The sequence below is a fragment of the Thiomicrorhabdus immobilis genome, from assembly GCF_021654855.1.
In the GTDB taxonomy this organism is placed as follows: domain Bacteria; phylum Pseudomonadota; class Gammaproteobacteria; order Thiomicrospirales; family Thiomicrospiraceae; genus Thiomicrorhabdus; species Thiomicrorhabdus immobilis.
On record NZ_AP024202.1, the window covers coordinates 1,896,389 to 1,910,836 of the forward strand.

Annotated in this window: 12 protein-coding genes; 4 read left to right on the forward strand and 8 right to left on the reverse strand. The window is 41.2% G+C overall.

Annotated features, from left to right (window positions below; all coding sequences use genetic code 11):
* Positions 1-12 precede the first annotated feature (12 nt).
* From L6421_RS08670 to L6421_RS08680, 3 genes are read left to right on the forward strand one after another with little or no spacing between them, the layout of a single operon-like run.
* A complete protein-coding gene (locus L6421_RS08670; RefSeq protein WP_237261412.1) occupies positions 13-1,545 on the forward strand; it encodes an ArnT family glycosyltransferase in 1,533 nt (510 codons plus the stop codon).
* Between the two features lie 7 nt (positions 1,546-1,552).
* Positions 1,553-2,938, forward strand: a complete 1,386-nt coding sequence (locus L6421_RS08675; protein ID WP_237261413.1) for an acyltransferase family protein — start codon at positions 1,553-1,555, stop codon at positions 2,936-2,938.
* A 10-nt stretch (positions 2,939-2,948) separates the two neighbouring features.
* On the forward strand, positions 2,949-4,067 hold the full coding sequence (locus tag L6421_RS08680) for a glycosyltransferase (RefSeq protein ID WP_237261414.1): 1,119 nt from the start codon (positions 2,949-2,951) through the stop codon (positions 4,065-4,067).
* Positions 4,068-4,072: 5 nt separating this feature from the next.
* Here the strand turns inward: L6421_RS08680 and L6421_RS08685 are convergent, their stop codons facing one another.
* On the reverse strand, positions 4,073-4,678 hold the full coding sequence (locus tag L6421_RS08685; protein ID WP_237261415.1) for a tRNA-uridine aminocarboxypropyltransferase: 606 nt from the start codon (positions 4,676-4,678) through the stop codon (positions 4,073-4,075).
* Between the two features lie 68 nt (positions 4,679-4,746).
* Between L6421_RS08685 and L6421_RS08690 the strand changes: the two genes are divergently transcribed.
* Positions 4,747-5,193, forward strand: coding sequence for a GNAT family N-acetyltransferase (locus tag L6421_RS08690; RefSeq protein ID WP_237261416.1), 447 nt, complete (start codon positions 4,747-4,749; stop codon positions 5,191-5,193).
* A 57-nt stretch (positions 5,194-5,250) separates the two neighbouring features.
* Here the strand turns inward: L6421_RS08690 and L6421_RS08695 are convergent, their stop codons facing one another.
* The 7 genes from L6421_RS08695 to L6421_RS08725 are packed head-to-tail and all read right to left on the reverse strand — an operon-like array spanning position 5,251 to position 14,439.
* Complete coding sequence (locus tag L6421_RS08695; RefSeq protein ID WP_237261417.1) at positions 5,251-6,735, reverse strand: DNA recombination protein RmuC; 1,485 nt, start codon at positions 6,733-6,735, stop codon at positions 5,251-5,253.
* The gene (locus L6421_RS08700) at positions 6,732-7,367 is read right to left on the reverse strand and encodes a hypothetical protein (protein WP_237261418.1); all 636 of its coding nucleotides are present in this window, start codon (positions 7,365-7,367) and stop codon (positions 6,732-6,734) included. The genes L6421_RS08695 and L6421_RS08700 overlap by 4 nt, the downstream gene beginning before the upstream one ends.
* 22 nt (positions 7,368-7,389) lie before the next feature.
* On the reverse strand, positions 7,390-8,046 hold the full coding sequence (locus L6421_RS08705; protein ID WP_237261419.1) for a hypothetical protein: 657 nt from the start codon (positions 8,044-8,046) through the stop codon (positions 7,390-7,392).
* The gene (locus L6421_RS08710) at positions 8,030-9,604 is read right to left on the reverse strand and encodes a hypothetical protein (protein ID WP_237261420.1); all 1,575 of its coding nucleotides are present in this window, start codon (positions 9,602-9,604) and stop codon (positions 8,030-8,032) included. Before L6421_RS08710 ends, L6421_RS08705 begins: the two co-directional genes overlap by 17 nt.
* A 2-nt stretch (positions 9,605-9,606) precedes the next feature.
* The gene (locus L6421_RS08715; RefSeq protein ID WP_237261421.1) at positions 9,607-10,809 is read right to left on the reverse strand and encodes a type II secretion system F family protein; all 1,203 of its coding nucleotides are present in this window, start codon (positions 10,807-10,809) and stop codon (positions 9,607-9,609) included.
* A gap of 12 nt (positions 10,810-10,821) precedes the next feature.
* Positions 10,822-12,507 (reverse strand): GspE/PulE family protein, encoded by a 1,686-nt coding sequence (locus L6421_RS08720; RefSeq protein ID WP_237261422.1) that lies wholly within the window; start codon positions 12,505-12,507, stop codon positions 10,822-10,824.
* Positions 12,508-14,439, reverse strand: coding sequence for a hypothetical protein (locus L6421_RS08725; protein WP_237261423.1), 1,932 nt, complete (start codon positions 14,437-14,439; stop codon positions 12,508-12,510). It lies immediately after the preceding gene.
* Between the last annotated feature and the right edge of the window lie 9 nt (positions 14,440-14,448).

A 14,448-nucleotide genomic window follows, 5' to 3' on the forward strand; every position in this document is an offset into this window, starting at 1 on the left:
TAAAGAAACATCATGATGCAAGCCAAAAAACTCACCGCCCAGACCGCCAGCTTTTTACTGGTTGGTTTTATGACATTACTGCACCTGTTTTTAGCCTTCAATGTGGAATTGGGTGGCGATGAGGCACACTATGCGCTGTATGGCTCGATGCCCGATTGGAGTTATTTTGACCACCCTCCAATGATTGGATGGTTGCAAATCATTCCTATGTGGTTAGCACCCACTGATTGGAGTGCACGATTGATTCCTATCGCATTATATGCGGTTTTGAACTATCTGCTTTACCAAATCACGGTACAGTTTTATCCTTCAAACCAAACCGACCAGGCCTGGTCAATTGAATGGAAAGGCTTTGCCAGCTTGGTTATTCTCAACACTAGCCTGATCCTTGCCTTGATGGGCATGGCGATGTTGCCGGACAATCCTTTAATGGTTGCGGTGCTCGCGCTGGTGCTGATCACCCATAAACTGCTACATACCAATCAAATCAAATACTGGGTGTTGTTGGGGCTTTTTGTTGGTTTGGCGGCTTTATCAAAATACACCGCCGTTACCGTCATCGCCTCGCTGATCCTAATCATGCTGATTGAAAAAAGATGGCAATGGCTAACATCCAAAGGGTTGTGGGTGGCCATTTTTATCGCGCTGATATTGATTAGCCCAATCCTATATTGGAACGCCGTTCATGATTGGGCTTCGTTCATTTATCAGATTGACCACGGTACCAAAAGTAGCGAATGGCGACTCTCTCGTTTATTGCAAACCCAAGCCATTCAGTTCGCCGCATACACGCCATTTCTATTCATTTTTGGCTGGTGGATGATGTTGAAACCGGCTAACTACCTGCAACAAAACACGCGCCTGTTACTGCTGTTTTCACTGCCTATCACCCTGCTGTTTGCATGGGGTTCCGGTTTTGAAAAAAGCTTGCCGCACTGGGTCTCGTTGGCATGGGTGTTGTTGATTCCAATCATCGTTAATTTTTTATGGCAGATTCGTCATAAAACCTGGGTGAAAACAATCACCGTTTTACACGTAGTTCTATTTGGCGCTGGCGTATTGGTAACACACAGCTTGTTATTCAAACCCTGGATCGCCTTTGCCGACCATAAAAACCCGCTACAAGGTGATTACGGCTGGCCACAGGCGGCCAAAACCGCGATTGAACTCCAAAAGGCGCATACAGACAACCCTGCTGACTTACCGCTATTTGTATCTAACTGGAGCTATGCCAGCCACCTCACCTGGTACGCCCGCCCACAGCCGGTTTACATCACCAGCGGAAAACAGACACAATTTGAGTTTTGGTTTGGCAAACCTAAAAAGGGGATGAACGGTATTTTGGTCGCGCCCCATTACGAAGACAATCCGCCAATAACGGGAATGGTGAACCATTTTTCCAGCTGTAAACCGCTTAAAACCGAAGATATGAAAGAAGCCGGTGCGATTGTGGTCACTTATCACTATTATTTGTGTACTAACTTCATAGCAGAGCAACCAGGCCTGGTGACGTTACCACCCACCGCCATAGAGTCGGTAAAATAGAATCGTCATGTCGAACCTTGCCAACCTAACCACTCATTTCGCTCAATTGCTGGTCACCATCATGTTGTGGCCTTTCAAAAAGCCGTATCTCATCGCGCAGGACATCATCCATCAACCCGGCAAAGCCTTCCCTGTTGTGGACTTTTTAAAGGGCTTGAGTGTGTTGATGGTAATACTGTTCCATATATTTTTTGCGGTGTTTTTTCTGTTTAAAAAAGACCCTGAAAAACTGCAACTTTTTGTCGACAGCATACCGGCCTGGTTCAGTTTTATTTTGGCCTTTGACAAGGCGGTAGACATCTTTTTCATGCTCAGTAGCTTTTTGCTGAGTTACGCTCTGTTGAAGGTTTACGATAAGAAACAGAGCATCCATATTGGGCGTTTTTATCTACACCGTTTCTTCAGGATTTACCCGCTGTTTTTAGTGGCTCTGCTACTGTATGGACTAGCCGATATCAACAAGCTGTTGCAAGACGGCTGGTATAGTTTGCTGTTTATCGAAAACATCTACAGCAAAGGCATTATTCCGGTGCAATGGAGCCTGTCGATTGAGATGCAGTTTTATTTGATTTTGCCTTTTTTACTGCTGTTCTTGGCCAAAAGCAAACGACCAATCTTGTGGTTGACCGTTTTGATTATTTTATCGATTGGCTTACGTTTTGTCTTGGCTCTGCAATCGCCGGTCATCTACCAAACCCACTGGTATGACTTTTTAGATTCTGCTAAGGGCAAAATCTACATGGACACCATGTATTATGTGATTGAAAGTCGTATAACGCCTTTATTGCTGGGGATGTTGTGGGCGATTATCCTGTGGCGCTACCCGCTTGCCCAATTGAACTTCAGCAAAATCAAATTGGCGATTTTTTGGACGTTCGGTTTAGCGATTATTTATCTATCCATGCGTTTTCCAATCTATTATCAAGACTCGGTGTATTTTCAAAACTTCAACGAAACCTTGAACCTGTTTGTGGTGAGTTTGCATCGTATCGTGTTCAGTATGGCGATTTTAGGATTGGTGCTATTGGCCCACTACCAAATCCGCAATCCACATCAGGACCTTCTACAAAAATTCAATCATGCATTGGTTAACTTTAAAGGGTGGCGCCTTTTGTCCGAAGTGGCCTACCCCATGTACTTCTTTCACTTTCCGTTTATTGTGCTTGCCTGGGCGATAGTGTTAGGCACGGTAAAGGCCGAACAAGTCCAAACCATTCCACTCTATTTGATTCCTTTAGCCTATGTTTTGGCGGTGCTGTTTACACTTTATCTGTCGTTATGGCTTAACTTTTTAGTCGAAGCACGCTTTATCCGCATTGGAAAACAGATTGAAACCAAATGGTTTGGCGGGCATAATGCCTCCACTACACCGAATAACAACCACTCAAAATAGAGTCGAAGTCATGATATCGATTATTGTTCCTACTTATCAGGAAGTTAAAAACCTTCAGCCACTCAGTGAAATGATTCAAACCGCCCTCACTGAAGCCGGCGAATCTTCCTATGAAATCATCATCATGGACGACAACTCACAAGATGGCTCTATTGAAAAAGTAGCCGAACTGCAAGCGATCCACCCGATTCGCATTGTGACGCGAACAGAGAACCGTGGCCTATCACCAGCGGTGATTGACGGTTTTAATGAAGCACAAGGTGACTTTGTGGTGGTGATGGATGCGGATCTTTCTCACCCGGCGTCGGCTATTCCTAAAATGGTTGCGCAATTACGCGATGGCGAAAGTGACTTCGTTTTGGGTTCACGTTACGTTGAGGGGGGAAGCATTGATGAAAGCTGGACTTTATGGCGCTATATCAACTCGGTCGTGGCGACGATTCCTGCTTTGCCCATTACACGTGTAAAAGACCCAATGTCTGGTTTTTTTGCGATTCGTAAGGCAGATATTCCCTGTTCGCAAAACCTCTCGCCAATTGGCTATAAAATCGCCTTAGAAGTCATGGTCAAGGGAGACTTTCCGGTTGTTTCCGAAGTGCCGATTCATTTTGTCGACCGCATTCATGGTGAATCCAAACTCACTTTGGGTGAACAACTAAAATATTTACGCCACCTGCGTCGCCTGTACCAATACAAATTTCAAACCAAAGCCGAATTCTTTCAGTTTGCCTTTGTCGGTGCCAGCGGCTTTATCGTTGATTTAGCGTTTTACTTGGTCTTGCAGATGTTTGGCGCATCACATACCGTAGCACGAGCCATCTCGTTTTGGCCTGCAGTCACTTGGAACTGGATGCTCAACCGCACCATCACTTTCAGCCATAGAGAAAAAACGAAAAAGACCACCCAATGGGGAGCCTTCGCCACCAGCTCTTTACTTGGTTTTACCGTGAACTATGGAACCTATTACACCCTGACCAAATATGTGCCGTTCTTTACAGAACACATGATTTTGGCGTTAATCATTGGGGTACTGATGGGAATGGGCTTTAATTTTTCGATTTCCAACCTCTTTATCTTCAAAAAACTCAGAGAAGAAGTGGATCACGAAAAACTCAACGAAAAGCACTAAAAAAGTTAATCTGCGTTTTGTCTAAAGGCCAGTTGTTGCTGCTGCATCTTTTCAAAAGCGGTCAATAGCGGCTGATACTTGTCAGTTGAATTTTCAAGCTGGGACAATAATTCATAAATCGCCTCAATCGTCGATAACGACTGTTCATCTTTCTGTTTTCTAATCTGGTAACCGGATGCGCTTTTCGGCGTTAACGCAATTCTTGGCAAGGCATTTAACGATGGGTTAATCTGCATCATTTTAAAAGTCTTACGCCAAGTACCATCCAAGATAAGCACCTTGAAATGGTTTAGGTATTGTGACTTTATTTCATCAATCGCTAAATTGGCCACCACGGTAGTCTGATTTTCAGTTTCAGGATAAAGCAATAAAACCGGCTTATCATCCTGCAACCAACTTACCAGGCCTGGTAATGCATCAACTGACTCACCAACCCAGTACTGACAATGGCTTAACGCGTGGATGGCAATGATGGCGGTACCTTTTATCTGCTTTACTTCGGATGGGTGCTGTAAAATACCAATCTCGATGCCGTTAACAATTGGCTTGATAAAATCGCAAATACAGACCTTTTGCGGACGCTGACATTGGCTACAAATCACTCTAGACATGTTATTGCAGTAACCCTATAAAAGAATAAACCATAGATACAAACACCGACAAAAGACTTAACGCCAAGATGCCAAACGCCCTTACCTTTGAAGTCGCTTCCAGCGAAGCCTTTTACGAAATCAAACATTTCTTAAAAAGAAACCAAACTCACTCTGCAAACCGTGGCGATAAAATCTATATTGTCAGAAACCACCTCAAGCTCATTGGTGTAGCGCGTTTATTGCCGGTGGAGGATAGCCCTACAACTTTTTGGCTAAGAGGGCTATTTGTAGAATCCGCTTGGCGTAAACAAGGCATTGCCAGTCAGCTGCTAGAGCATATCGCCAATCAAGAAAAATCCAATCGTGAAATCAAAATGATTGCCGCATTTGCCGAACCCCATCTACTCAAGTTCTATCAGCGCAATCACTACACTGAAACGGCCATAACAAATTTACCAGACAGTTTAAAACAACGTATTGAACAGGCGCAATCGCAAGGTAAAACGTGGCGCTGCCTACAAATTACGCTCTAAAATTAATCGATAAAAAACATTTCTTCAATCTTACCAGGCCTGGTAAGTTGGTTCGTTTTAGTCATCCGTCAATTCAGCTAACGCTTCGGTGGTCAGCTCTGCTTCATTTAAGAGATGTTGTGGTATCTCTTTTTTGGTTTTGCCCGCCAAATTCTTTAACATCTCAGCTTGCCTGACCAAATTACCTTGTCCTGAAATCATCTGTTTATGCGACTGCTCATAGGTAGTTTGTGCCGTTTGCAACTGTTTACCAACTTTTTCAAAGCTCTCGACAAAACCGACAAACTTGTCATGAACTTCTGCCGCTCTTTTAATCAGTTTGACGGTATTTTCACTTTGACGTTCATAACGCCACAGCTGCTCGATGGTTTTCAGCGTAGTAAACAAAGTGGTTGGCGTGACCACCGCAACCCGTTTTTCAAAGGCATCCTCGAAAATACGACTGTCGGCTTCAATCGCCATCAGATAAGCGCCCTCTACAGGTACAAACATCAATACAAAATCCGGTGCATTCAGTTGGTCTAAATGTTCATAACGTTTATCGGCAAGAGTAGCGATATGTTTTTGCAAACTGACTAAATGCGACTTTAAGGCTATGGATTTTGCAGAAGGGTCATCGGCGTTTAAAGCCTGCTCATAATGTAGTAAAGAGACTTTGGAATCGATGACTACATGCTTGTTGTCAGGCATATTGATAATCACATCGGGGCGCAGACGTTTGCCATGGTCATCGGTAAAACTCTTTTCACGCTCGAACTCTACCCCCTCAGTTAACCCCGAACGCTCCAACAAACGTTCTAGAATCAACTCACCCCAATTACCTTGGGTTTTACTATCACCTTTTAAAGCCTGGGTTAAGTTTTGCGCTTCTTCGGTCATTTGCGAGTTTAACGCATGCAGTTGCTTTAACTGTTCTTTTAAACTGGCACGACCCTCCAAGTCCTCTTTATGAACCAACTCCACTCGGCTTTTGAACGCATCCAAGGCCCCTTGCATCGGCTTTAAGACGGCTTCGATAGTGGATTGACTGGATTGTGTGAATTGCGCCTGCTTCTGATCGAAAATTTGATTGGCCAATACCTTGAATTCATCTGCCAACTGTTTTTTTGCCGACTCAAGCAGCGCTATTTTCTCTGAAGAGGACTCCTTTTCAGATTGTAAAGCAATCTGTAATTCCGCAAGTTGCGATTCACTGCTTAACAATCTTTCTCGGAGTTTTTCTAAAGCCAATTCTTTTTCATCTAACTGTTGGTTCAATACAGTCTGCTGCTTAGTAAGCTGCTCTGCCTGACCTTTAATCGCCTGCAATTCATCGATTTGCAGGCGATTGGCCTGCACAACCACTTCAAGTTTAGCGTAACTGGTTGAAAGATTCTCATACTGAGATTGCTGGTAATTGAGCTGGTTCTCCAAATCTTGACTGATTTGAATTTGATTAGCCAAACGTTGATTTTTGGAATAGATGGAACGCGATAATAGCAAAATAATCGTTACGCTTATCGACAAGGCAACAAGCGTAACAGTCGAGATATCAATAATCATTTTTTGGTGGGATCAGCGTTTAAAATCTGAACTTGTTCTAATCTTTCTTTAACCGCTTTCTGCTCGGTTTTTGGCATGGCTCTTTGACGTGCTTGAGCGTCCAGCTTATAAGTATCTACCGTTCTGTTTTTATGCGTCAATAACGTAGTACCAACCGGAACAATTTGGGTTTTACCATTTACCGTGATGGGTACCCCGTTAATATTGGCATGTGTGGAATCAAGGTTGATATGTTTTGATGGTGACTGATCATACTTATTATTCACCCTGATAATCGTTGAGCCGTCAGGTTTAACAATAACAGCAGAAATCGCCACGCGTGGAGGAATATAAATACGTTTTTTCTTTGGCTTAGCGATAGCATCAGCTTGTTTGGATTCGAGTTTAACCAACTCTTCCTTTTGTGGTGCGACAGGAGGATTTAAATAAGCTTCACGCTGTTTATCGATTCTGAGGCGGTCTTTGGTACTTAGAAACAACTTTTTAAAATGAGGCGATACCTGGTTGTTTACGACCTTGAGTTTTTCTATATTCGCTTCTTTTTCAGCTATTTCACTGGCGAAGACCCAATTTGCCTGCGCCACTAGCATAATAAAGCTAAGCGACATGGATGTGAGTGCTATATTTTTCATCTTTTAACCCTTAATGCCATCCCTATGGGAGAGATTGCTTAATCAGACTGTCATGTGTATGGAAAACAATTAGCGAACAGTTCGCGGTTATATTGCCACTTGTTAAATCAAAATTAGCATTAATATCATGACCAGAATCTTTCAGTTTAACATCACAGTTTTTAACTAAGTAAAGAGGAGAAATGTTTTGGCTGATGCTTTCAAAAAGCCTTGATAAGTCCTCTTCATGTTGCAAAGACATTTTAATGACCACATCACTGTAAAAAAACATCCCATTCGGTATTTTAATTTTAGCAAACTGACCACTACTTAAAGGTTTCTCTGGAGAAAAAGAGAAACTTAACTCCGGGATAATATACTGATCCTTCAGTTTGATTAGAGAATCTGTCCAAAATACGCGATCTTGTGGCTTAACCAAACCTTTTTTGACCAGCTCTTCATATTTCTCACCATATTCCTGGTAAAGACGCACTTGCTGCTGCAAAAATTTCACTTGGCTACGTAATGAATTCAGCTTTTGGATTTTAGGTTTTTCTTGTGCTGACAGCTCTTTCTGAACTTCACCATACCCATACCAAGCACCTCCTAACAAGATTACCAAGATTAGAAAAATGATCAGTAATTTTCTAAAAAAGTGTCGTGTTAGCGGATCTGTTAAAAAACTACTTAGGCTCGACATCTTTCACCCTCAACGTAACAGTAAATGGCAATGCTTGAACGTCTTTCATTTCAGAATTGATTGCTAAAGACTGGCTTAATTTTCGATTTAATGGTTCTTTTTGCAGTTCCACCATTTCTATGCCAGGGATGGTTTTCAACTCTGCAACAAACTCATCCACCCATTTAACCGGATTATGGTATGTTTCATAAAAAGGAAAAACCCAAGCTTTGATATCAATCTGATTTCGACGACTATCAAATCGATCTAAAGTCTTCCAATCAATTGTAGAAAGCTGGATATTCGAATGATTTGCAAACACCTCACTCAACGCGTTTATATCAAAACTGATTAAACGATTTACTTTCAGCTTCAATATCGATTCTGAGAACTCTACCGAGGCTTTGATTTTCTGGGCATCGTCTTGGAGTTTTACCATCTCTTGGAGACGACTTTTTTCCGCTTGATGTTCAGCAATCTTTTGCTCTAACATCGCTTGTTTTTGCCAGCTTAGCAAGGTATCTATACCTGTAATCAATACATAATATAAACCGATGAGGAACACCAAAATATTAATCGATGTGAATACCCTACTGCCATTGAGTAATAAATTTATTTTCTTAACATAAGGTGTGTGGTAAAAGCCGCTTGGTCGATCAGTGAAAATAAAATCGACCACCGATTGCATCGAATAACAAGGGGAATGGCTTTGGCCACAATTGATGCCGTCCGGCATAATTTGTCTAAAACTGGCAGCTCCGACAAAGTAATCGTTCTCATCCCAGTTTTCGTGAATCAAACCCTCTTCTCTACATTTACCCAAAACCGAGTCGAGAATGGTTTGTTCTGCATCTAAAAAGACATAACCGATAGGATGTTCGTAAGGAATGATTCTCTGGTTATAAACATAAGTTATCGCCATTTTAGTTTCATCTACCAACGCTTGGATGGCAGAATCCATGTCATCAAAATCTTTATCCAGCTCCACCAAACGGCTTAATCTAAGTTCGCCATCATAAAAGAACGTTTGTCTGAAAATATTCTCTGATTGATGGGTAACCAATAAAAAAGCTTTTTTAAGGTCTTGTCGAGTCAGCTTCAGGTAAGGACGAACTTTTTTTGCAAAGAACTGTTCTAAGAGAAACGCCTTAGAGTGGATATTCTTAATCACCACTTGAGCTTCTTCAAGATTGCTTAAGAAGCTCTTTAACTTGAATGAATCTGTGACGGTTGCGGAAAGAATAAGCTCCTCTTTACGGCCATCTTCACTGGTTCTGGTATTATTTGTCCAATGGACTTCAGACAAAGCAACCGTATCCACATTAATTCGTTGCTTACGACGTTCTGCAATCGCACCCTTTTCCCAAGGATGGACTTTAGGTGCCCATTCAAAATATAGATCTTCATCGACTAAATCTAGAACAATTTCTGCTTCAACATTTTCGGGTAGAGCGCTGAGATATTCATCAATAAGTGCAACATCGGTCCACTCAAAATGTTGAGCCGCCCCTTTTGTTATTGAAACGTCATTGTTATATGCTGTAACACCATTATCTGTAATATAAAAAACATATCTCATTTTTACTGTACCTGTGCAATAGTGTCATAAATCGGTCCTAGAACCGCAATCATTACCCAACCCACAACAAAGCCCATTACCACTGTTAATATAGGTTCTATGGTCGGCTCTATCTTTTCAATCATCTCTTTGGCTTCACGGTCATAAAAGTAACTGACATTTTTTAAAGCGGTGTCCATACCACCACTTAATTCACCGACTTTAATCATACGAACAGCCATTGACGGAAAGACTGAAGCTTCATCAAAAGACTCATATATAGGCTTCCCCTCTTCAATCATTCTAACGGCCTGGTTGATATTGCCTTCTAAATATTTATTACCCGCAATGACACTCGACATTCTCAGCGCCTCAGGAAAGCTAACCCCTGCTCCATACATAACCGCTAACGAGTTAGCGATACGTGCCAGCTTTAACTTATACAATACAGGACCGACAATCCAAAGGTGCAATGTCATTTCATCTGTTTTAGTTTTAAATTCATCAGATTGTTTACGCCACCATTTCAATAAGAAGATCAGTATCATTGGAACAACAAAGATTTCTACGATATAGTTTTGGATAAAACCCGAAGTCGCAATCAACGCTATGGTTGCGAAGCCAAGCTCACCACCCATTGAGGTAATAAACCCAAGCAATTCTGGCACAACAAAAAGCATCATCAGAATCACAACAGCAATGACCACCGTGGCCACAATCGCCGGATAGATCATGACCTTTTTAGCCTTAGAAACCAGTTCATCCTCCCATTTAAGCATATTTGCCAAATCCAAAAGAATATCTTCTAGTTGCCCGGTCTTTTCGCCAACAGAGACTAATGAAACATATACTTCACCGAACTCTTTTTCAAACTGTTTTAATGCTTCGGAAAAAGTCGCACCACCTTCCATCGACTCATAAATATTCGCCAACATCTCTTTAACGGCATCACTTTCAAAATGGTCTTTTAAATCATTGATGATTTCTAAAAGCGGTACACCTGCACGTAACAGCTGCTCAAGCTGGATAGTCATGCCTATGATGTCTTTACGGGTTACTTTAGCTTTACCGAGAAGGGAAAATGAACTTGACTGTTTTTTATATGAAAGCAAATCAATATTCGATTTGATGAGCTTTTGCTCAAGTTCCTGTTCATTGGTAGCAGGCAGAACTCCATTAACACGCTTTCCATACTTGTTAATTCCTGTGTAATGATAGTTTTCCATTTATAACCTCACCTATAAAAGCTCTGTTAAGTTTACAACACGGCTTATTTCTTCTAATGTGGTTTCCCCCTGTTTGACCCAACGAATTCCACTCTGAGCCATGGTTGAAAAACCATTTTCAATCGCTTTTTCCAATAAGGCATGTTGTGAGGCACCCTCCAATAACAACTCATCCATATCAGAAGTAAACCTTAATGTTTCAAGAACGGCTAAACGACCTTTATAACCCACACCGTTACATTTATCACAGCCTTTTGCTTTAAAAAGTGTGTAATTATCGCCATCGGAAATCGATAATAATTTTCTTTCGAAATCCTCTGGCTCGTAGTGTTCTTTACAATATTTGCACAATTTACGGGCTAAACGTTGTGCAACGATACCAATCATGTTACCGGCCATAATTGAACGGGAAACGCCAATATCTAACAGCCGCGGTATAGCTCCAATCGCAGAATTTGTGTGTAAAGTGGCAAATACTTGGTGACCAGTCATTGCAGCACGAATTGCCATTTCAGCAGTTTCAGCATCACGAATCTCACCAATCAATATAATATCTGGATCTTGTCGTAACAAAGCGCGGATACCTGCCGCGAAAGTCATCCCGATTTCCTCGTTTACCGGCGTTTGACGAATCAATGACATTGGATATTCGACAGGGTCCTCTAATGTCATGATATTAACACCTACATCATTTAATTCATTTAAAATGGAATAAAGTGTAGTCGTTTTACCTGAACCTGTCGGGCCTGTTACCAACAGAATACCTGTAGGCCTTCCCATCATAATCTTCAAGTCATCGTAAGAATCTTTATCAAGTCCCAAGTCGTCTAATGGAACAATCCCCTTTTCACGATCAAGAATACGTAATACAAAGTTCTCACCATGTGAACCTGGTAAGGATGAAACACGAAAATCAATTCTTCGACCCTGCACAATCAAGGTCATTCGCCCATCCTGAGGTATGCGCTGCTCAGTTAAATCCAATTCAGACATAACTTTCAAACGCACCACCAAACCAGACCAAAACATCTTATGCAAAAGACGAATTTGCTGCAGCACTCCATCGATGCGATAACGGATACGAATATACTCTTCTTCGGGTTCAAAATGGATATCTGATGCATTACGCTTTACCGCATCCGTCAATAAGTTATCGACAAGACGAACCATGGGTTGCGAGTATTCATTACTTGAAGAGATTGAGTTTAAATCCGCTTTTCCGGTTTCTAACTCTCTTAAGATTCCTTCAATTGATAACTCATATCCATAGTAGTTATCGATTCCATTTTGAATCTCACCTTCAACAACTAAAACGGGTTGTACTTGAATTTGTGGATTTTGAAGATGTCTTCTTAATTTATCTAAAACAAGTATGTCCCCTGGATTAGACATAGCCACTTTGAGGACATTATCCGTCAAGCTGATGGGCATCAACTGATAATTATGAGCAAAGGTTTCAGACACTAACGACAAGGCTTTAGGGTCAGGAACCACACCCTTAAGACTCATAGAGCTATAGCCAACATAACTCCCGACGGCTTCGCGAACCACTTCAACATCCACAAATCCCATGGATACTAAAATCTCGCCAAGCTTATGACCTGATCGTTTGTGTTCAGTTAAGGCAATCGTTAACTGATCTGTTGAAATATAGCCTTCTTGTACTAAACGCTCTCCAAGAAGCATTGGAGTCTGCATTTATTTACCCTTAATAATGAATTGACGAATCGAAATCAGTCTATCCTTAACTTGATTCGGGTCGAAACTAACAGGCTTTTGTTCAGAGTAACCGAGTGCCTGTGTATAGTATTGGTCAGCTAATTTATATTGGCCTAAGCGGTCATAACTAACTGCTAGGTTAACCATATAGTCAGGATTGGATGAATCTAAAGCATAGGCATTAAAGTAACTCTTTTGAGCCTCTAACCAATCCGCCTTTTTAGCGAAGAGATTACCTTTCGTATATTGTAATATTGCAGATTTAGGATACTGTTCCGCCATTGCGAAAAGTTCCTGCTCCCACTGATGATTAAGAACAACTTTACCTGACAAATTAGCAATCCCTTCATAGGCATATAAATTGTTTGGCTCGTTATCTAAAACTTTTTGATAAAAGTTGATTGCTGAATAGAATTTATCTTCAGTAATAGCTACTCCCGCTGAACCTAACAATGCATTGATGTTATTAGGTTCTTTTGCAAGAACATCATTGAACAATATTTTAGCCTGACTATAATCCCTATTGTCATACGCCTGGTAAGCTTCAGACATAGTCGAGTTTGTAGTTTGAATGATAACCTTTGGCTTATCCGTAGGTTTTCTATATGGCTTAACCGTTTTAGACGGTGAAGAAACCCTTGAGTTCTTTGGTTCTGTAACTGGCGTAGGCTTCTTACTCGTTGATGGGCTGTTTTTCGAATTGGAAGCATTGAGGTTATTCTTCAATTGCGATTCAGTTTGAGTGACCTCTCTCTGTTCAGTATCGCTAAGATTATTTAGAACTTGCTGATCCTCTTCAGCGGCAATCATTGCTGCTTTTTGTGACGGAGTGTCAGTTGAATCGTTACTCGCCAATAACACATCATCAGCAACATTTGTTGTAGACGCATCTTTGCTAGATGATTCAATGTTACCCTCTTTTGATTCCGCTTTAGAATTAAAAGCATCTGATTTTTTCTGTTCAGCAAACTCCATTTTTACAAGATTGTATTTATTCATACTTGCATCTAACGCTTTGTTTTGCTGTTGATAGTAGAACATTCCATACGCACCTATTCCTACAAAAAGGAATACGACAGTTAAACTAACAATGGTTCTCGCTGATGCCTTAGAGCTTTTTACAATTTTTGGTTTAGTTTCTTCCTTACTCATCAAAACAGGATTGCTGGATAATGCCGTATTGGCTGAATCGTCGGAATTAGAAGTTTCATCTGCAGATGCATAACCAGGCAAATCATCCATACTCCACACAAAGTTTTGCTTGCTATCACTTGAATCAGTAGAAGATGTTGAAGTATTGTTTGAGGTGGATGCTGAGCCAGCAGAGCCATTTTCTGAAGTGTGGCTATCAACGATATTTAAGCCTTGATTGTTAGCTTCGCCCAAACGAACATTCCCTACAGGCATTGTTTCATCAATATCTAAAGAGTTAATTAGGGAATCAAGATCATTATCTGCTTCATTAGACGGCTCAGTTTTTAGAGCTTCGTCAGGAGAAACTTTTAACTTCAGACCACTATCTCGTAGAGTTAAATCTTCAGTTAAATCAAGTTCTTTTAAATTTTCTGAGGGTAGGTTCTCGGAAGGTTCAACATCATCTGCTGACGAGTCGAGAATTGAATCTAGACTTGGATTACTGCTCTCTGAAACCTTTTCTGGATTCTCACTAGACTCTAAAGGTTTGAGGCTAAACAAAGCCTTATCTTCGTTAATAGTGCCTTGAGCGGTTGCAGATTCGATATGTTCACCATTCGAATCAATTGATATAGCCATTTCTTCAGCCTGAGAAGATAAATCAGTCTCATGCTTATTAGAATCCTCACCCTGCAAAATAGAATTATCAACAGCTAAATTTTGTGAATTCTTTTTTTCATCTGCGGCTTTCTTTAAAGCTTCAAGCAATACACTCATAACAACATC

Coding starts and splice junctions, on each gene's coding strand:
- L6421_RS08705 (WP_237261419.1), bottom strand. CDS start 8,046: ATGTCGAGCCTAAGTAGTTTTTTAACAGATCCGCTAACACGACACTTT.
- L6421_RS08715 (WP_237261421.1), bottom strand. CDS start 10,809: ATGGAAAACTATCATTACACAGGAATTAACAAGTATGGAAAGCGTGTT.
- L6421_RS08710 (WP_237261420.1), bottom strand. CDS start 9,604: ATGAGATATGTTTTTTATATTACAGATAATGGTGTTACAGCATATAAC.
- L6421_RS08675 (WP_237261413.1), top strand. CDS start 1,553: ATGTCGAACCTTGCCAACCTAACCACTCATTTCGCTCAATTGCTGGTC.
- L6421_RS08670 (WP_237261412.1), top strand. CDS start 13: ATGATGCAAGCCAAAAAACTCACCGCCCAGACCGCCAGCTTTTTACTG.
- L6421_RS08695 (WP_237261417.1), bottom strand. CDS start 6,735: ATGATTATTGATATCTCGACTGTTACGCTTGTTGCCTTGTCGATAAGC.
- L6421_RS08700 (WP_237261418.1), bottom strand. CDS start 7,367: ATGAAAAATATAGCACTCACATCCATGTCGCTTAGCTTTATTATGCTA.
- L6421_RS08690 (WP_237261416.1), top strand. CDS start 4,747: ATGCCAAACGCCCTTACCTTTGAAGTCGCTTCCAGCGAAGCCTTTTAC.
- L6421_RS08685 (WP_237261415.1), bottom strand. CDS start 4,678: ATGTCTAGAGTGATTTGTAGCCAATGTCAGCGTCCGCAAAAGGTCTGT.
- L6421_RS08680 (WP_237261414.1), top strand. CDS start 2,949: ATGATATCGATTATTGTTCCTACTTATCAGGAAGTTAAAAACCTTCAG.
- L6421_RS08725 (WP_237261423.1), bottom strand. CDS start 14,439: ATGAGTGTATTGCTTGAAGCTTTAAAGAAAGCCGCAGATGAAAAAAAG.
- L6421_RS08720 (WP_237261422.1), bottom strand. CDS start 12,507: ATGCAGACTCCAATGCTTCTTGGAGAGCGTTTAGTACAAGAAGGCTAT.